This window comes from Larkinella punicea, assembly GCF_003334855.1.
Taxonomy (GTDB): Bacteria; Bacteroidota; Bacteroidia; order Cytophagales; family Spirosomataceae; genus Larkinella; species Larkinella punicea.
This window is the reverse complement of sequence record NZ_QOWE01000004.1, coordinates 1-18,693: the sequence shown is the minus strand read 5'-3', so window position 1 is coordinate 18,693 and position 18,693 is coordinate 1. Positions and strand designations below refer to the sequence as shown.

Genomic DNA, 18,693 nt, shown 5'->3' with positions numbered 1-18,693 from the left:
ATGCTAAAATCGATGACCGGGTTCGGCAGTGCGACCCAGGAAGCCAACGGGCTGACGGTAACTGCTGAAGTAAAAACGTTGAATTCTAAGTTTCTGGATATTTATTGCCGGTTACCGAGGGTGTTCTCCGATAAAGAAGTTGAATTGCGAAATCTGCTTACGCAGAAACTGGAGCGCGGCAAAGTGGAGCTGTCGCTGAATGTGACCCGCCTGTCGGATGTTCGGCCGGGGGTGACCGTCAACCGCCCGCTGATCGAAGCCTATCTGAAGGACCTCCGCGAAACCTCACAGGGATTTTTGCTGGATGTGTCGGATGGCGATCTGTTCAAACTGGCTTTGCAACAGCCCAACGCCTTCAATTCGGAAGCCTCCAGTGCGTCGGACACGGCCGCCAGCGACTGGGAACTGATTCAGTTGACCGCCCTGGAAGCCGTGCGGAAATGTGACGAATTCCGGCAGCAGGAGGGCAATGGCCTGGAAATCAAGTTCAGAGAATATATCCAGATCATTACCGACCGCCTGACGCTGATCGAGGTGCAGGATGTAAAGCGCATTCCGGCGGTTCGCGAACGGGTGCGCAGCATGGTGGTCGAATTGATGGGCAGTGACGAATTTGACCAGAACCGGTTTGAGCAGGAGCTGATTTATTACATCGAGAAATTCGACATTTCCGAAGAAAAAGTTCGGTTGAAAAACCACTTGAGTTATTTCATGGAAGTGCTCGCGGCTGAGGAGGCCAATGGTAAAAAACTTAATTTCATTGCGCAGGAGATTGGCCGGGAAATCAACACCATCGGTTCCAAAGCCAACGATGCCGCCATTCAGCGGCTGGTGGTGCAGATGAAGGACGAACTGGAGAAAATCAAGGAGCAGACGCTGAATGTGATCTAAACCCTGACAGGCCCTGACAGGCCCTGACAGGGTCTTCGACCGTATCGACGGCCCGGCGCTGTCAGGGCTATTTAAAAAACGCTCCGTTATGGGTTCCCAGCAGGCGTTCAAACGGAATTTCTTCCTGTTTGATGAAGCCTTTTTGGGGCAGTAAACCGTCGGCCACCAGTTCAACGACGGCGGCTACCGATCCGGCGGTGGTCCAGGAGATGGCCCGCCAGGGTTTTCCGTCGATTTCGCGGGGGTGATAGGCCCGGTAAAACTCTTCGCGTTCGAGAACGGCTCCTTTCCAGCCTTCGACCACGGCATACACATAGACCACATCGGCCTGCACGGGCGGTTTGGCTTCGGTCAGAATCTGCTCGACCAGCACGCGTTTGTCTTTCAGAATCAGTTCATACAACAAAAACCGCATCAGCTTGGCGTGACCGGGGTAGCGAATGGTCTTGTAATTCAGCGTATCGACCTGGCCCGCGTAGGTTTCGCACATGGTTCCCAAACCGCCGGAGGTGCTGAATGCTTCAAATTCCTGCCCTTCGATGTTGATGACTTCGATGCCGTCGAGGGCCGGGACGGTTTTGAAAACGCCGTTTGAAATCACTTCGCAATCGTTCAGGTATTCATTGATCACCCCGGCGGGCGACCACGTAAACGAATAGCCCAGCAAGCCGTTCGGGTAGCGCGGCAGAGCGCCCACGCGCAGTTCGATATCCCGGAGTTTGGTGAACCGTTTGGCGAGGTCGGCGCCCACGATGCCGATCAGGCCGGGCGCCAGCCCGCACTGCGGAGCCATGACGGCTTTGGCGGTTTCGGCCATCCGACGAATGGCGGTGGTGGTCGGAACATCTTCCGTCAGGTCGAAATAATGCAGGCCCAACTCCCAGGCGGTGGTGGCAATCGGCAGGTTCAGGTTGTAGGGCAGGCAGGAGACCACGGCGTCGAAACCGGCCAGCGTTTGCAGGAGGGTGGTTTCGTCGGTAACATCACCCGAAATGACCGGGAAGGGGAGGTCGTAGGCCGGTGGTAATTTGTCGAAACCCGTTACGGAAAAGCGTTTGTTGAGGAGAATGCCAACCAGCGAGCCGACTTTCCCCATGCCAACCACAAGAATTTTTTTCATGCTATTTTCATCTCATTCTTCACCTCTTCAACAAACTCAACCGATACGTCCACCAAACGGGCGATGTCTTCAACGCTGAATTTGTTTTCTGCCAGCAGGGCTTTGGTAAAAGACCGGTCCTTTTCCAATGCCTTCTTTTCAAGTCCCCGAATGAAGAGCGGGTCTCTTTCTTCCTTAAAAAAGTCTGAAACACGTACCATAATTTTTGAGAGTTCAAATTCTAAGCTCCGTAATTGGGCTAATATACGCAATTGGATCTCATTTACAGAAAATCATAAATACTTTGCAACGGGATAGGAACACGGATTAAACGTATAGAACAGATTTCCGCAGATCAAAATAAAAATCAGTTTTTGATCCGTTTCATCCGCCCGATCCGTGTTCCTATCCAAAATCTTAAACAGCTTTCTTATTTAGCCGTTACCATAGTGATGAGTAAACTACTCCCCGAATTTTACGAAAATCACGATACCCTTACGCTTGCCCGGCGTTTGCTGGGCTGTGAACTGGTTCACGAAAGCCCGGAAGGAACCACGGCGGGCATCATCGTGGAAACCGAAGCCTACCTGACCGGCGACCCGGCCTGCCACGCCTACCGACGCAAAACCGCCCGGAATGCCGCCATGTTTGGCCCGGCGGGAACGCTGTACGTATACTTGATTTACGGTTTTTACCATTGCCTGAACGTCGTTACGGGGCCGGAAGATGTGGGGGAGGCTGTTCTGATTCGGGCGCTCGAACCCACCGAAGGCATCGACCTGATGGGCGAACGGCGGAACCTCGATCCCGCTACCAAAGCCGGTTTGCGCGGCCTGACCAGCGGCCCCGGCAAACTGGTGATTGCTATGGGCATTTCGCGGGATCACAACTTCCTGTCACTCACCGAATCCGGCATTTACATTCGCCCCAGCCAACTGAATAACTTCGACATGGTGACGACAACGCGCATCGGCATCACGCAGGGCGCAGAGTTGCCCTACCGGTTTTATGTGAAAGGTAACCGGTTTGTGAGTAAGCCGTAAATTCTTAATACGATAAAAGGCGCTTTTCACAGGCTAGAGCCGGTTTTTGCCAAATTCGACTAAAATTTTGATGAAAATATTGGGACGCAGCCCGTTCGGATATACCTTTGCAATCAATAATTAGTCTAAATAACATTTGTGAATACAATCGAAATGAACAAATCTACGCTAACGAACCGTCTCTTTATACCCCTGTCTGTGCTCTGTATGAGTCTGTTTTGCTTTACGGTAATGGCTCAAAATACCGGTTCGATTACCGGAAAAACCCGCACTGCCGACGCCCGGCCACTGGCGCAGGTCAACGTTCGCGTGGCGGGAACCCGCCTGGGAACCATTACCAATGAGTCCGGCGAATACCTTATTCCGAATGTACCGGCTGGTCAGCAGGTGCTGGTCATTAGCCGCGTGGGCCACGCCCGCCTTCGCCAGGCTGTCACCGTCACAGCCGGTGAAACCACCCAAGTGCCTGATCTGACCGTGCTCGAAAATGCCGAACAACTCGAGGAAGTGGTGGTTGAAGGGAAAAATACGTACAAAACCGACATTCCTTCGTCGAGCCTGCGACTGAAAACGCCCTTGCTGGAAGTGCCGCAAAACATTCAGGTGGTAAACCGGCAATTGCTTGCTGATCAGCAGATTTTCGACATGCTTGAAGGCGTTTCCCGGAACGTCAGTGGCGTTACCCGGCAGGAACATTGGGACAATTACGCCCGGCTGAACATGCGTGGATCGCGCGTGGCTCCCTTCCGCAACGGGATGAACGTGCAATCGACCTGGGGGCCGCTGGCGGAAGATCTGTCGATGGTGGAACGGATCGAGTTTGTGAAAGGCCCGGCCGGGTTTATGATGGCCAACGGCGAACCCAGCGGTTTTTACAACGTTGTGACCAAAAAGCCGACCGGTGTGACCCGCGGAGAAGCCACCTTCGCGGTCGGAAGTTTCGATACCTACCGCGCCACCCTCGATCTGGACGGGAAACTGAGCCAGGACAACCGCCTGTTGTATCGGCTGAACGTGATGGGGCAGTCGAAAGGCTCGCACCGCGATTTCGAGTTCAATAACCGGTATACGATTGCGCCGGTGGTGAAGTACAAAATCAACGAGCAGACGTCGATTACGGCCGAATACACCTACCAGTATTCCCAGATGTCGGCGATTGGTTCCGCGTACGTATTCGACGCCAATGGCCTGGCCAAACAGCCCCGCAATGCGACCAACTCCTTTGCCAACCTCGATCCTACGGTTATTCATGACCACAGTGCTTTCCTGATTTTTGAGCACCAGATCAGTGACAACTGGAAACTGACGGGTCAACTGGCGTATTTCAATTTCAACCAGGTCGGCAGTTCGCTCTGGGCCGATTCGGCGAAAACCGACGGGCGGATTTACAGCTATAACGGGATCTGGGATGCCGCCAACGAAAGCAAGTTCGGGCAAATTTTTGTCAATGGCGAAGTGACGACCGGCCCGGTCGTCCACCGGATTTTGGGTGGGCTGGATTTGGGAAACAAGAAATACATGGCCGACTGGGGGCAGAGTTTTCCGTTGTATGACAGCACCTTCGTGTTCAACTCCAATGCCCCGAATTATTATCTGCCTGCACACCTGATTCCGAAATTCGACCGTTCGACCAGCCTGAGGGCCCGTGCCGGCGTCAACGTCATGAGCCAGTCATTCACCGGTTTATACGTGCAGGATGAACTACGGTTCTGGCAGGATCGGATTCGGTTGACGCTGGCGGGTCGGCTAACATCGGTGAAAGACAGCCAGTATGGGGCCGGAACGGATGAAACGAAGTTCACCCCCCGCGTCGGGATCAGCGGTTCGATCAATAAACAGACTTCGATATACGCCTTATACGATCAGGCTTTTGTTCCACAATCGGGTGCCGACCGGCAGGGCAAAGCCTTCGATCCGATTACGGGCAATAACCTCGAAGCCGGTTTGAAGAAAGACTGGGCCGACGGTCGCTGGAACTCGACGGTTTCGGTGTATCAGATCACGAAAAACAACGTGCTGACGACTGATCCAACCAATCCGAACTATTCGATTCAACTGGGCGAGACCCAGACCAAAGGCGTTGAAGTGGACATTCGGGGCGAACTGCTGCCCGGTATGAACCTGGTGATCAATTACGCCTACACCGATGGCAAAATCACGAAAGATACGAAGTCGGAAAACGTGGGACTGCCGGTTCCCGGTTTTAGCAAACACGTGACCAATGCCTGGTTGTCGTATCGCTTGCGGAAGGGCGCCTTGCAGGGATTGGGCGCTTCGTTGGGTTACCAATGGCAACTCGACCGCTACGGCTGGTTTTCGGATGCCGTCGATGACAAGCCGACGATGCCCAACACCTTCCGGCTGGATGGCGCTATTTCCTGGCAGAATAACCGCATGAGTGTCGCGCTGAATGTGAACAATATTCTGGACGCGTATCTGTATTCGGGGGCTTATTATGCCTGGAGCCGGGCCTATTACTGGCAGGCTGAGGCACCCCGTAATTTCCGGCTGAGTTTAGGGTATAAATTTTGATAAGTGGATCGAATGACGGTAAAAAAGTTGGTTGGAAAACTACACCTCTGGCTCGGACTGGCGTCCGGGCTTTTGGTGTTTGTGGTGGCGATCACGGGCTGTATTCTGGCCTTTGAGCAGGAAATCAAAAGCATCGTTCGCCCGTTTCAGTATGTTGAGCCGGTAGCCGGGGGCATGATTCTGCCGCCTTCCCGATTACAGGCTATTGCGGAGAAGCAGGTTCCGGGCAAACCGGCGAAAGGCGTCAATTACGGGGCGTTGGGTCACAGCGTCAACGTGCCGTTTTACGGCGCAAATCCCGATTATTATTTTCAGGTGTATCTGAATCCGTATACCGGCGAGGTGTTGAAGGTGGTGGATGAAGAAACGGATTTCTTTCATTTCATTCTCCACGGGCATTACTATTTGTGGTTACCGGAAGAAATCGGGCAGCCGGTGGTGGCGTATGGCACGCTGGTTTTTACGATGATGCTGATTACCGGAATGGTGCTGTGGTGGCCGAAAAAATGGAGTCGGTCCAATCGGGATAAGAGCTTCAAAGTCAAGTGGAAAGCCCAATGGCGACGGGTCAATTACGACCTTCACAATGTGCCTGGTTTTTACGCCCTGTTCATTTCGCTGGTTTTGGCCATAACCGGCATGATTTTCGGGATTCAGTGGCTGTCCAAATCGATTTACTGGACCACCTCGGGCGGGAAAAACATGCCTGACTACCAGCTTCCTTTGTCGGACTCGACCCAAACCCGGCGGTATGCAAACCCCACCGACCGGCTTTGGCAGCAGTTTTACAAAAACAAAACCGAAACCGCCAGCCTGTATATTTCCTGCCCCGAACGGGCGTCGGAATCCATTTCGGTTTCGATCAACCACCGACCCGGTACGTATTACAAAACGGATTATTACACCTTCGATCAATACACGCTCAAGGCTTTAACCGGCGAAGGGCCCTATTTTGGTGAATATGAAACCGCCGGTTTTGGCGATAAACTCCGGCGGATGAATTACGATATTCACGTGGGTGCCATTCTGAGTTTACCCGGCAAAATTCTGGCCTTCTGTGCCAGTGTGATCTGCGCCAGTTTGCCCGTGACTGGTTTCATCATCTGGTGGGGACGCCGGAAGAAAAAGGTCCTCAAATCGCAACGGCGCGTAGCGAAAACCCAGGCGGTTTAAGCGGGTTGACAGGATAAAAGAGAATGATAAATGTAAAATGCTGAATGTAAAAGTGCGTTTCAGAGCGCCTGACTACTTTTACATTCAGCATTCATCATTTTACATTTATCATTCCACTTCCTTTACGGATTGCAATACTGTTTACTTTCTTCCGTCGTGAAGTTAATGGGCCAGCTTGTGCTGGTGACGGTGTAATTGTTGATTTCAATGTCCAGACGATCCGGAATGGAACCGGCTCGCAAGTCATACGCCTTGTTGAGCTGAATCATCACTTTCGCACTGAGCGAAGGAAATGCCAGCGTGGGCAGGTCCTGCCAGTCGTCCTGGCTTCCGGCAGCCCGGTATTGCGCATACAAAACTTTAAAAGGCAATTTGTCCGGGTTCACACCGTTGGGGCCGCACTTGAAGTTGAAGAAAATGGTCACTTCCCGGCGGCTGTCGGGCGCTGTGGGCGGCAGTGGGGTGTAGGGAACCGCTTTCAGATCGAATGAGACCTCGCTGTTGGCACAGGCGTCGATTTCGGGCGAAACGTAGGCTTTGCTGGCATTGTCGTACAACCGGAGCCGGATTCGCAACCCTTTTTTCAGGTTGGTCAGCCGAACCGAACTGCCATTGTTGATGGCCGTGGAAAAGGTAAGCGGATTTCCGGCGCGTACCACGATGTTGCCGTCCTGGTCGATGGCTTCCACACGGTAGGCCGGGCTGCGGTCGGGATAGTTACTGACAAATTTGAACGTCGGGCCATCGGCGCAAACCTCTTCGGTGAAAGCCGCCACCCAGAGTGAAAGGTGGCTGATATCGGCCACGTATTCCAGGCTGCCATTGGTCGCCCGCTGCACCTTGCCGGGTTCTTCCCGCGTCCATTTATTGGCAACTTCATCGAAGCTGAACAACGGAATGACGTCACCCGGCTGAATGTTTCGGCCCAGCGTCGGGTTCATCATCTGCGAACTGAGGGCAAAGGAAATCCGGATCGGTTTCGAAAACGTTTTTGCCAGTTGATAGTCATCGTTATAAACCGTTATGTGGGCACCACCGGCGACCGACAGAACCTGCTGATTGCCCAGAAAACCACCGGCGGGTGTCGATGCGTTGATGATGCCGTTGCCCGGTAATTCCGAAACCGCCTTTGTCGTGGAGCTGTTGTTGATGGGATCGGCCGTTACGGTCAGGTCGCCACCCACCGGCTGGCCGGCCACGTCTTTCACCTCACTGCCCTGCGGCACCGTGACGGTTGCCTGGGTCACGTTGGGTTCGGCTTTCGTCTGCACCGTGGCCGCCGTTTGCACCGTCCCGTTGTCGCTGCTCTTGAACGACTCCTGGGCCGGTTCGGCGTTGTTTTTGTTACTCAGCAACGGAATGGTCAGGTTGCGGGGCGTTGTGTTTTCGAGCTTGATTTCCTGAATGTTATCGACCAACTCATCGGCCAGGGTCACAATGTTGAACCGAATCGGAGCGGTAGAGGATGCCGTTGTGGAGGGCGACAAACACAGAAACAATTTGCCGTCAGAAGTCAGTTTGAATTTTTTGGTATTGAGCGTCGTAACAATTTTTTCGGCGTCCGGCCCCGCAATTTTGACGGTGAGTTTATCGGGCGTCAACCCGGCTGGAATCGTATATTTGACCTGAACGGCCACCGCCAGCGGGTCTTTAAATTTAAGTTCAACATTTTCGACCGGATTCTGGCATGCATCGAGCAACCCTACCACCAGCACACATACCATTGATAACAAGCGTTTCATAACGAGATGATTTTGTTGAGTAAAGAGGAGAGACAAGAGAAGAAAGACGAAGCTTGGCTTGTAGATACACCATGGCTATGGGTCTCATTTCTTTCATCTATACTCTATTTTCTGTTGAATAAACCGTAGGTCAATAAAAATTGAAGAGAGGGGAGAAAGCGATAACTTTTTAGATTTTGCTGAATAACCGGTATTTGTTCGTCGATGGTAGTCGTTTCCAGAAAACCGGTGTATTGCAGATCGACTTTGGGTGAACCGAGGTAATAAGCGCCTAACTCCACCGCAAAACCCAACCGGCGGACGGGCGTCGAACGGCCGTAGCCGAAACCGGCGTATCCCAGAACGCTGTTCCACTTCAGTGAAGCGTTGACAACGCCGAGGTTTTCTTCCGAAATCTCGATCCCGCCAAATTTCACCTTGCCCTCGGCGATCACATTGGCCTTCACATCGGGCCGCCACGTATAGCCTGCCCCACCGGTTACGAATAGCTGGTTCCGCTTGAACGGGTGCCACTTGACGGACGCCAGCGCAATGCCCATCACCAGATCGGGCGTGATGTTCAGCTTGCCGTCTCCGGCTTTTACCCGGAAGACACCGTCGTAAGCAAAGTAACTGACGCCGACACGACCCACGAGCCGGGCGTCGGGGCGGAGGTTTTTGGCGAGCTGAATTCCCAAACCGGTTGAGCCCACCTGCAAACCAATGGCGTACGGAGCGGGTTGTAATCGGATGGAATCACGAACCGATTGAGCGGCTAAACGCATCGCGCTGGTGGTGATTAAAAAGCATATTAAAAAAGCTGTAACTGGTTTATTCATACGCACTTATTAGTTAGTAAACAGATTTATTATCGGAAGTTAAGCAATTATCAGACAACAAAATTGAAATGGATATGAAATATTAGTAATTGGTCGGGGTTGGGAAATAATTATCACATTAGCGGGTTCCTTTATCATAATTTTGTTCTCAAATTAGCTGCGGCATCTTTTCGGGTGCCAAACTGATGGCTTTTGAATAATTTACCGGTATGCAACAATTCCTTCAAAAACTAAAAACACAGCCACTGATGTCGGGCACCAGCACCGGCCAGGCCTTTTGGCACTCGTCAGCGGAAGAACACCTGCTGGATTCGTATTCACCCGTCGACGGCCAATTGATGGCCCGCGTTTTTCCCACCATTTACGAAGACTATGACCAGGTGGTGGGAACTGCCCGGGCGGCATTCCTGGAATGGCGGAGCGTTCCGGCCCCAAAACGGGGTGAGATTGTCAGACAGATGGGTGAGCAGTTTCGGCAGTACAAAAAAGAACTCGGCACGCTCGTCAGCTACGAAATGGGAAAATCCCTGCAGGAGGGAATGGGCGAGGTGCAGGAAATTATCGACATCTGCGATTTTGCCGTGGGTCAGTCGCGACAACTCTACGGCCAAACCATGCACAGCGAGCGCCCCGACCACCGGATGTACGAACAGTGGCATCCGCTGGGGGTGGTCGGAATTATTTCGGCCTTTAATTTTCCGGTGGCGGTTTGGTCGTGGAACGCGATGCTGGCCTGGGTCTGTGGCAACGTCTGCATCTGGAAACCGTCGGAAAAAACACCCCTCACGGCGTTGGCGTGTCAGCAGATTATCAAAGATGTGCTGGAGCAAAACGAGGTTCCGGAAGGCGTTTCGTGTCTGATAACGGGAGGGCGTGAGGTGGGCGCATGGCTGGCGGAAGACCCGCGGATTGCGCTGGTGTCGGCCACCGGTTCCACGCGCATGGGCAAGGCGGTGGCACAAACCGTTGCCGGGCGGCTGGGTCGGTATTTGCTCGAACTGGGCGGCAACAACGCCATTATTATTTCACAACATGCCGATCTGAACGTCGCCATTCCCGCTATTGTCTTTGGGGCGGTGGGGACAGCCGGCCAACGGTGTACGTCCACGCGACGGCTGATTATTCAGGAGTCGGTTTATGAGGATGTCAAGCAGCGTCTGGTAAAGGCCTATGGACAGCTCCATATTGGAAATCCGCTGGAGGAACAAAACCACGTGGGGCCGCTGATCGACCGGTCGGCTGTGTCGGCTTATCAATCGGCCTTGTTCCAGATCAAGGAGCAGGGGGGGCGGTTGCTGATTGATGGTGAAGTGCTGGAAGGCCCCGCTTTCGAATCGGGTTGTTATGTCCGGCCCGCCATTGCCGAGATGCCCGCGCAGACCAAAATTGTTCAGCACGAGACGTTTGCGCCGATCCTGTATTTGCTGAAATACCAGACATTGGAAGAAGCTATTGCCCTGCAAAACGGCGTTCCGCAGGGCTTGTCATCGGCGGTTTTTACGCTCAATTTGCGCGAAGCCGAGCGGTTTCTTTCAGTTGCCGGGTCGGATTGCGGCATTGCGAACGTGAACATCGGGACGTCGGGGGCCGAGATCGGCGGGGCCTTCGGGGGCGAAAAAGAAACCGGGGGCGGTCGCGAATCCGGCTCCGATTCCTGGAAAGCCTACATGCGCCGTCAAACCAACACCATCAATTACGGAACGACACTGCCGCTGGCGCAGGGAATCAAATTTGAATTATGAATGATGGATGATGAACGATGAATGGCTAAATAACACGTTCCATTCATCGTTCATCATCCATCATTCATCATTTTTTAACTCAAGCTAACCCGAATAGTACCTTTGGCCACTTCGTTGGGTTCCAGAACGATGAGGCCCTGGCCGTTGTTGAGGGCGTTGACGTTGCTGGTGAGCGACTCGATGGCGATGTTGTCACGTCCAACGGGGGTATACACCACCAGGTAGTTGAATTTTTTCGGGCCGGTTTCCTGCCAGACGTTCAGTTGAAGCCCTTGTTGGGCCGACCGCAAAACCGTCGTGACGCCCGCTCCGTTGTTTTCTTCAACGATAAAAACTGCATCCAGCACCCGATCGCGGAGCGTCAGTTCACCTTGCTGTTCAAAAATCGCTTCGCCAACCGGCAGCAGATGGTCATCCAGCAAAACCTGTTTGGCGGCTGGCAATTCGATGGTCAGTTGATCGACGGGTTCTTCGTTCAGGGTAAAGTAGGGGTGCCAGCCAAAACTGACGGGGGCGGTTCTATTGCCGGTATTTTGGGCTTCGTAGGCCACCGTCAGGCCGGCTGACGACAAGGTATACCGGATTCGGAATTCAAACGGAAAGGGGTAGCCGGGGTAGGAGCCGTCGTGGAGGTAGCGGAGCGTCATCGAGGCTTCTAATTCGCTGATTTCCTGCCCAAACAGTTCAAACGCTTTGCCAAAGACGAAACCGTGAATGGCGTTATCGTGGTGGGCTTCATTCATCGGGAGGGTAAACATTTCACCCTCAAAAGCGTAAATACCGTGCCGGATGCGGCTGGGAAACGGGAAAAGCAGGGCACTGGCGTGGGTTTCGTCGGCCAGCACCGCCTGCTGTGATTGGGGAGCCCGGATGAGTGAAACCAGTTTGGATTCCTGAGTTGAGCTCTGGTGACGCAGCACCAGTTGCCGGACCATGGCACCGTGGGCGGGCAACAGACTGACAAATTCGCCGGTTTCGATGTTGTGAATGGAATATTCGGTAAATGCGCCAAAAGGCTGATGGTGGATTTCAAAAGGCATTTTTCGATTCGATTAAGATGTCAACTGGGGATAGTCGGGTATGCTTCGTGTGTTAAACCGGAAACACGAAGATAGACACTTTTTATTTTTTGTGCGGATTCAGCCCGGGACAGGTACCTGAAAAGGACTTTTTTTGGATTAAAGCCATCACAAATTGTACGAAATAGTAAAGTAATCGTCTTGAATAAAATAACTTTTAAAAGATTCAAAATGGCATGTAACTTGTTGAAAAATAGCAATTAAAAAACTATTTGTAAGACAAGGATTTATGCGGAATTTTTACACGCTTCTCGTGCTTTTACCGGTTTTTATGTCGTCGGCGTTCGGACAGGTAGGTACAGATACTTTAACAGCTCAGCGGCAATTTGGTTTAACCTGGCAGCAGGGAATCTCAAAATCCAATCAAGTTGTTCCGGCTTCCCGGCAAACGCCAATCGGCGTTGAACTAGCTTATAGTCAGGTAAGTTTGCGTCGGCGGGCGTGGGAAAACTGCCAGTGTTTTGCGCAGGTGGGCGGTTATATCAACTACATTACGTTCCGCAATCCCGATCCGCTGGGACGCACGATGGGCGCCGGTCTGTTTTTTGAACCCCTGATCAACTACCGCAGCCGGTTGTATTTTTCGGTTCGGGGCCTGGCCGGACTCACGTACCTGACCCGCGTTTACGACCCTGTTGACAATCCGACCAATGACCACTTCAGTATGCCCGTCAGTGCCTTGATTGCCGCTAGTTTTACGGGCCACTACCGGCTGACGAAGCAGTGGGATCTTACGCTCGGTGCTACCTACAACCATATTTCCAACGCCGGCACGCGATTGCCCAACCAGGGTATGAATGTTCCGACCATCGCCCTGGGAGCGCAATACCAACTGCATCCGGCGGTTTTTCCCGACACCCGCCTGTGGGTTCCGGCCCCCTTAACCCGGCGGTGGATGAGCCGGGTTTTGATGATGGGTTCGGTGCGGGTGTTGCCTGAAACGGATACAAAGCCGGAAATGGCGTTGCCGGTATTTGGGGTGAATGTGGTGGGAGGATACCGGGTGACGCGAAATCACGCCTTTTCGGCGGGCTTCGAACTGGTGGACGACCGGTATTTTAAGGAACAGGTCATGACCTGGACAAGAGGCCGCGTTACCGATGCCCGCCAGGGTACCATTCTGGCGGGTTACGAATTCTGGCAGGGGCGTTTCATCTTTGCGGCTCATCACGGCTGGAACATCATTCGGCCCCAATGGTATAAACCGGCCTCCTATCAGCGTTATAACCTGCTCTATCGGCTACGCAATGGAATCACGGCCGGGATGAGCGTAAAAGCCTACGGCGAAAATACGAAAGGCTTTAGCGTCATGGCAGGCTACAGCCTGTAGACCATCGCCGGGATGCCTGCCGTTGCAGCACCGGCACAGAACCAGGGTATAAAAATAATTATTTAATGAAATGGAAAGAGAAAATGTGACTTTTGAGGTTTTTCATCGTATAGTATTTAGTGAGCAATACCATACTATGTAACTACCTAAATTTGTCGTTCGCCGTGTTTGCATCCGAAGAAGTGCTTTCCCCCGATGAAATATACAAAGCGCATAACGAAATCAGTCAGCTCAAACAGGCCCTGGAACGGGAGGCTGTGTTTGGAGAAGGACGATTACCGAAAGAGGTAGTAGACTATAAGGAAAGGAGGCATAACTTACTCTACTACCAATTATCGCTCACCGCCCGTACACTCCCGATTTATGACTTCATTGGACGTCCGGCTTATCGGCCATCCCATGAATTGTCGGATAGTCAGGTGAGTCGGGAAGTCGATCGGCTTCTGCTGTTGCTGGCCCACAACGGAATTGAAATTGCCATATCGGACCCACACAGCAACGCGGACGATCGGAAACTCTACTCGTTCCTGACCGATTTGGTTTTTAAGCGGGAAGTGAAGGACATTCGTCTGCCGGGCATCAGCTACAGCATCGACTACAATTATTATTGTCCGGATTATACGCACTCCTGTATTTTCGTTGCCGACGAGTTACTCACCGGTTTATTCGAGCATGATTATGAACGATTGGAAAGCTGCCTGTCTCCTCATTTCTACATCAACAATAATCCACTGGAGGACTTGTATCAGCATGTGATTGTAAAATTCGATACGTACCGGGCCTATCTGGGCAAGTATTTGCTTGTCGGCTGGACAATCGAAGGTATCGATCTAAACGAAAACCAACGGAAGGGAACTGTTCACCTGGCCCTTCATTATGGACGGGAGAAAAACAGAAAACCGTTGTTTACCAACAAGGGAAAATTGGTTTGTTACGGAAATGAGAACAACTGGTGGTTTATTCACCAGATCGACCTTCCCGGATTAAAACTGGAGTAACCCAAACCGGGCTTACATTTCGCCTTCCACACCCAGCCCAAACAGGGCAAAATCGTATTTTACCGGATCGGCCGGATCAAATTGTTTCAGGGTTTCGGTTAACGCAACGGCGGCTTTCCAGTCGGTTTGAGGACGATCCAGGAGCCCCAGTTTTCGGGCCACGCGTTCCACATGCACGTCGATGGGAATGATGAGTTGTTCCGGCCGGATGCGGTTCCAGAGGCCGAAGTCGACGCCCTGTTCATCGCGCCGAACCATCCAGCGCAGAAACATATTCAGCCGTTTGCAGGATGAATTGCGGGAGGGCGTAGCGATGTGCTTGCGGGTTCGATCCGGAAAAAAAGGATCGTCGCAAAACCGGTTGTGAAACGTTTCCAGGAAGATTCCTACCGGGTGCCGGTTGCTCTCATCCGGCCCTTGTTCGAGGTTACGGGCGGGTACGAAGGCATCCTCCAGGGTTTCGTGGTGCTGGTAAAACTGGCGAAAGAAATGCAGGAAGTACAAGGTGTCCGTTGCGTTGAACGTACGGTGTTTGAAGTCTAGAAACCGCTTCAGATCAGTGTCCTGGTGGTTCAGCACAAAATCGTAGGGTGCGCCGTCCATCAGGCCAATCAGGTCGCTGGCTTTTTTGAGAATGACCGGACGTTGTCCCCAGGCCAGCACGGCCGCCCAAAATCCCATGATTTCGATGTCCTGCCGCCGGCTGAACCGGTGTGGAATACTGATAGGATCTTTTTCGATAAACGAATGCTGGTTATACTGCCCGACTTTTCGGTCGAGTAATTCTTTTACAAATACGGAATCGTACATGAGGACGGTTTGAACCACAAAGGCAGAAGGCAGGCATTCCAATCGATTGTTGAATGCGCCGGAAATTTCAGTTGGGCAGGCAATTATTTACTTTTTCCGCCACTCAACACGTAAACCACGCCTTGTGAGATCTTGGAAAAAAACGAAACAACGACGGAAAACAAGGCCGTAAACAGGGCAATGATTGGGTAGGAAAGGGTGAAGACGGTACTCCAGACTTTGTAGCCCGTGGTTGCCTTCATCTTCTCTTCCCGTTCTTTGTGCCGGCGGGCAATGCGTTCGGCTTTTTGTTCTGGTGTAAGCATAAATCAGAGTAACGTCGAATAAAACTGGAGGATGGTTAAATGGCTGTATGGTTTGAATGGTTTAATTGTTAAAAATGATTGACGGCTTTGTAATTGGATGCCAAGACAGCCATCCAACCATTAAAACCATTTTTAACCATTCAAGGCATTAAGTAACTGACCTCAGCACGAAAACGCCGATCGGCGGGAGAAAGTTTCTCGAAGGCCCGTGCCGAAACTTTCACGATCACTTTGTCATTGACGCTGGTGTCGGGCAGGCGGCCGATAATTTTCACCCAGATCGACTGTTGGTTCATGTCGTTTCGTACCAGAACCAGCGTGCCGATGGGGGCGGAGCGGTGCAAGGCCAGGTATTTGTTCGAGTTGCCGGAGTTTTCGATGATTTCGGCCATCCCGATTTCGGAAATGCGACGCGTATTGCCACCGGGGTTTGGAAGCGGGCCTGAATCGCCGGGGCGAATGATGCGGGGTTCTGAGGGAGCCGAGCTGGTGGGTTCGGCGGCTGGTCGCTCGCTTTCCACGGGTCGGCTGGGTTCTTCCCGGGGGGGCGTTGGAACCGTGCGTGGAGGAGCCGCCGGTCGCTCGGTTTTGGGCGAGTCGTTGCGGGATGTTCGTGCGACTTCGGTCGAGGAGTCAGAGCGGTGCGTGGGGGCCACGGCGACGGGTTTGGCCAGCGGTTCGCGTACACGCCACGCCTTTTCCGACACGATCAGCGCCTGACCACTCACGATGTGGTCGGACGAAAGGTTGTTCCATTTGCGGACCTCATCCATCGAAACTCCGTAGCGTGACGCCAGACTATACAGGGTTTGCCCCGGTTCTACCTGGTGAATACCGCTGTTGGCTTCCCGAACGGTTTCCTGTTTCACTTGACGCTCCTCGCGTTTCAGCGACTCTTTTTCCTCCTTTTTGATGGCCTTTGTCACGGCTTTCTCTTCTTTCCGCGACAAATTGCTGGCCGGAACCCGGACTACCTGATCGTAGCGGACGCCATCGGCAAGGCCCGGATTCGCGTCTTTGATGGCCTGAACGGTGGTATTGTATTTCCGAACGAGCGAATACAGTGTTTGCCCCTGTTCGACCCGGTGCAGGACGTACAGTTTGCCGTCTTTCTTCTCCATTCCGAGCGAATCCGGCAGAACAGGGTGGGCTTGCGTAACGATACTGGTCAGCCAGCCAGCTAGTAACAGCGGCATCAGTCGCTTCATGGCATTGATTTCAAAAAATAACTCGTAAGACAAGTTGAAGTGGTTTGAATGATGATCTGGTTTTGCCAGACACAGAAAGAGCCGTTTCCGACCAACGGCTGGACGTTCGAGTCGGAGAGCGGCCGGGCGGTTTCGGGGTGCTGGCCGGTTTTCTGGTGCAACCAGGTCGTTCGTAGACGGTCGGTGATCAACACGGATGCGTGTAGCTGATCGTTTGTTTCACGATAATAATACGAAAAAATAAGTTTATCGCCAATTTCCAAATACTCGACCGGGCCAATCGGCTGCTGCTGCGTCTGTTTTTTTATATACCGGTCGACAACCGGCCACCAAGTGCTGGCCGTCGTATAAGAAACGGGAAAAGACAAGCGTGAATTGTTAAAAACCGGTGGATTTTCAGCGGTTTCAACCGGTTCGCCATCGGCCAGCCGAAAGGCCACAACGGGGGAGGTGGCCAGGTCGGTCAGCGACGCCCGTTGCGCCCAAACCTGTTCGGCATTGGCTCCGGTCAAAACGTGTTGGGGCCATTCCCAGCGCGGCTGACCGGTTTTCAGGTCCACATTTCCCAGGGCAGTCGGAACCGGCAACCGGTTGTTGTCGAAGCGGTGGTAGAGGGCCTGGCCGTTCCAGAGGCCAATCAGGGAAGAATGAAACGGCAGCGAAGGTGTTATTTCGGAAACGGGTTTCCCATCCGGTAATGCCACGGTTGCGAAGGTCAGTGTCTGGGAGTCCCGGTTTCGCAATTCGGCAACAAACAGGCCAGGGCTCGTATCGACCTGTTCAAAAACCAGTCGCCAAACCGGGTCCGAAAACCGTAGTTGGAAAGCGATAGGCAACGAATTGGGGTTTGCGTCGGTCATTCAGAATAGAGATCGGGCCAGAATCAACACGCCATTTTTTCCCGTGTAAGCCGAGTTCCGCGTATCTTGCACCAAAAATACCGAAAATCGACGAATGAACATCCTCGGAATTATCCCGGCTCGTTATGCCTCCAGCCGTTTTCCGGCCAAAGCCCTGGCGGATATTGGTGGAAAAACCATGATTCAACGCGTGATGGAGCAGTCCCAGAAGGCGACCTCCCTCAGCCGGGTAGTGATTGCGACCGACCACGAAGCCATTGCGGGGCCGGTTCGCGCGTTTGGCGGAGAGGTCATCATGACCTCCGAGAATCACCAGAGCGGAACCGACCGGTGTTACGAAGCGATGCGGGCCGTTGGGGAAACGTTCGATTATGTAATTAATATTCAGGGTGATGAGCCTTTTATCAAACCCGAGCAGATTGATCTGCTGGCTTCGGTGCTGGATGGAAAGACGGAACTGGCCACGCTGGTGAAGCGAATCGACGATCCGGCGGTGCTGTTTAATCCGAGTACGCCGAAAGTTGTGCTGAACAGCCGGGGAGAGGCTCTGTACTTCAGTCGCCAGACGCTTCCATACTTGCGCGGCTGGCCGTCGGAAGCGTGGCTACAGCACCATTTATTTTACAAACACATCGGTATTTACGCCTACCGGGCTGATATTCTGGGCCAGATTACGGAGTTGCCGCCTTCCCTCCTGGAAAAAGCCGAAGCCCTCGAACAACTCCGCTGGCTCGAAAACGGCTACCGGATTCGCTGCGTCGTGACGGAACTGGACAGCTACGGCATCGACACACCGGAGGATCTGGAGCGGTTAGTAAAGTAGAAAGGTTACTGGAAAACGCGGTTTCCCGAAGGGATTGAACAGCGCAGCGTCGGTAGGAGATCGGTTTTTGCTAAAGACCGCGTGCCGTGAGGCACGCAACCATTGGTCCGGCAGTCGCGTACCTATGAACTGTCAAATTTTACAAGTTTGAAACCAAATTTTCTTCGGTTGGCAGGTTTAGTCGAGAATCAAACGGCTTCCCCGATTGTAAGACGGCTAAGGCCACCCGGATCCATTTAT

17 protein-coding genes are annotated in these 18,693 nt (G+C 52.8%); 8 read left to right on the top strand and 9 right to left on the bottom strand.

Going from position 1 to position 18,693, the window contains the following annotated elements; translation table 11 throughout:
• Window positions 1–891, top strand: a complete 891-nt coding sequence (locus DUE52_RS05385) for a YicC/YloC family endoribonuclease (protein WP_114404960.1) — start codon at window positions 1–3, stop codon at window positions 889–891.
• 67 nt (window positions 892–958) lie between these two features.
• On the opposite strand, the gene DUE52_RS05380 is transcribed toward DUE52_RS05385, so the two are convergent.
• Together DUE52_RS05380 and DUE52_RS05375 are read right to left on the bottom strand one after the other, a co-directional pair.
• Window positions 959–2,011, bottom strand: a complete 1,053-nt coding sequence (locus DUE52_RS05380; RefSeq protein WP_114404959.1) for a saccharopine dehydrogenase family protein — start codon at window positions 2,009–2,011, stop codon at window positions 959–961.
• Window positions 2,008–2,211, bottom strand: a complete 204-nt coding sequence (locus DUE52_RS05375; RefSeq protein ID WP_114404958.1) for a hypothetical protein — start codon at window positions 2,209–2,211, stop codon at window positions 2,008–2,010. The genes DUE52_RS05380 and DUE52_RS05375 overlap by 4 nt, the downstream gene beginning before the upstream one ends.
• A gap of 231 nt (window positions 2,212–2,442) precedes the next feature.
• Between DUE52_RS05375 and DUE52_RS05370 the strand changes: the two genes are divergently transcribed.
• The 3 genes from DUE52_RS05370 to DUE52_RS05360 all read left to right on the top strand — a co-directional run bounded on the left by DUE52_RS05370 (window position 2,443) and on the right by DUE52_RS05360 (window position 6,738).
• Window positions 2,443–3,033 carry a DNA-3-methyladenine glycosylase gene (locus tag DUE52_RS05370; protein WP_114404957.1) on the top strand — a complete coding sequence of 197 codons (591 nt, stop codon included), beginning with the start codon at window positions 2,443–2,445 and terminating at the stop codon, window positions 3,031–3,033.
• 231 nt (window positions 3,034–3,264) lie between these two features.
• Window positions 3,265–5,565 (top strand): TonB-dependent receptor, encoded by a 2,301-nt coding sequence (locus DUE52_RS05365; protein ID WP_229312072.1) that lies wholly within the window; start codon window positions 3,265–3,267, stop codon window positions 5,563–5,565.
• A gap of 12 nt (window positions 5,566–5,577) precedes the next feature.
• Window positions 5,578–6,738, top strand: a complete 1,161-nt coding sequence (locus DUE52_RS05360; RefSeq protein ID WP_114404955.1) for a PepSY-associated TM helix domain-containing protein — start codon at window positions 5,578–5,580, stop codon at window positions 6,736–6,738.
• 122 nt (window positions 6,739–6,860) lie between these two features.
• Here the strand turns inward: DUE52_RS05360 and DUE52_RS05355 are convergent, their stop codons facing one another.
• A complete protein-coding gene (locus tag DUE52_RS05355) occupies window positions 6,861–8,480 on the bottom strand; it encodes a hypothetical protein (RefSeq protein ID WP_133299768.1) in 1,620 nt (539 codons plus the stop codon).
• Between the two features lie 104 nt (window positions 8,481–8,584).
• Complete coding sequence (locus DUE52_RS05350) at window positions 8,585–9,244, bottom strand: hypothetical protein (RefSeq protein ID WP_114404953.1); 660 nt, start codon at window positions 9,242–9,244, stop codon at window positions 8,585–8,587.
• A 263-nt stretch (window positions 9,245–9,507) separates the two neighbouring features.
• Between DUE52_RS05350 and amaB the strand changes: the two genes are divergently transcribed.
• On the top strand, window positions 9,508–11,040 hold the full coding sequence (gene amaB, locus DUE52_RS05345) for an L-piperidine-6-carboxylate dehydrogenase (protein ID WP_114404952.1): 1,533 nt from the start codon (window positions 9,508–9,510) through the stop codon (window positions 11,038–11,040).
• A 74-nt stretch (window positions 11,041–11,114) separates the two neighbouring features.
• Here amaB and DUE52_RS05340 read toward each other — a convergent pair whose 3' ends face one another.
• Window positions 11,115–12,080, bottom strand: a complete 966-nt coding sequence (locus DUE52_RS05340) for an aldose 1-epimerase (protein ID WP_114404951.1) — start codon at window positions 12,078–12,080, stop codon at window positions 11,115–11,117.
• Between the two features lie 268 nt (window positions 12,081–12,348).
• On the opposite strand from DUE52_RS05340, the gene DUE52_RS05335 reads away from it, so the two are divergent.
• Together DUE52_RS05335 and DUE52_RS05330 are read left to right on the top strand one after the other, a co-directional pair.
• Window positions 12,349–13,449 carry an acyloxyacyl hydrolase gene (locus DUE52_RS05335; protein ID WP_114404950.1) on the top strand — a complete coding sequence of 367 codons (1,101 nt, stop codon included), beginning with the start codon at window positions 12,349–12,351 and terminating at the stop codon, window positions 13,447–13,449.
• 164 nt (window positions 13,450–13,613) lie between these two features.
• Window positions 13,614–14,447, top strand: a complete 834-nt coding sequence (locus tag DUE52_RS05330; RefSeq protein WP_133299767.1) for a hypothetical protein — start codon at window positions 13,614–13,616, stop codon at window positions 14,445–14,447.
• A gap of 12 nt (window positions 14,448–14,459) precedes the next feature.
• Here the strand turns inward: DUE52_RS05330 and DUE52_RS05325 are convergent, their stop codons facing one another.
• The 4 genes from DUE52_RS05325 to DUE52_RS05310 form a co-directional block, all read right to left on the bottom strand.
• On the bottom strand, window positions 14,460–15,257 hold the full coding sequence (locus tag DUE52_RS05325; RefSeq protein ID WP_114404948.1) for a TIGR02757 family protein: 798 nt from the start codon (window positions 15,255–15,257) through the stop codon (window positions 14,460–14,462).
• 83 nt (window positions 15,258–15,340) lie between these two features.
• Window positions 15,341–15,562, bottom strand: a complete 222-nt coding sequence (locus DUE52_RS05320) for a hypothetical protein (RefSeq protein WP_114404947.1) — start codon at window positions 15,560–15,562, stop codon at window positions 15,341–15,343.
• A 140-nt stretch (window positions 15,563–15,702) separates the two neighbouring features.
• The gene (locus DUE52_RS05315; protein ID WP_229312071.1) at window positions 15,703–16,770 is read right to left on the bottom strand and encodes a LysM peptidoglycan-binding domain-containing protein; all 1,068 of its coding nucleotides are present in this window, start codon (window positions 16,768–16,770) and stop codon (window positions 15,703–15,705) included.
• Window positions 16,767–17,630, bottom strand: coding sequence for a hypothetical protein (locus DUE52_RS05310; RefSeq protein ID WP_114404946.1), 864 nt, complete (start codon window positions 17,628–17,630; stop codon window positions 16,767–16,769). The genes DUE52_RS05315 and DUE52_RS05310 overlap by 4 nt, the downstream gene beginning before the upstream one ends.
• 94 nt (window positions 17,631–17,724) lie before the next feature.
• Here DUE52_RS05310 and kdsB point away from each other — a divergent pair, with 94 nt between their 5' ends.
• Window positions 17,725–18,453, top strand: coding sequence for a 3-deoxy-manno-octulosonate cytidylyltransferase (gene kdsB / locus DUE52_RS05305; protein WP_114404945.1), 729 nt, complete (start codon window positions 17,725–17,727; stop codon window positions 18,451–18,453).
• The last annotated feature ends 240 nt before the right edge of the window (window positions 18,454–18,693 follow it).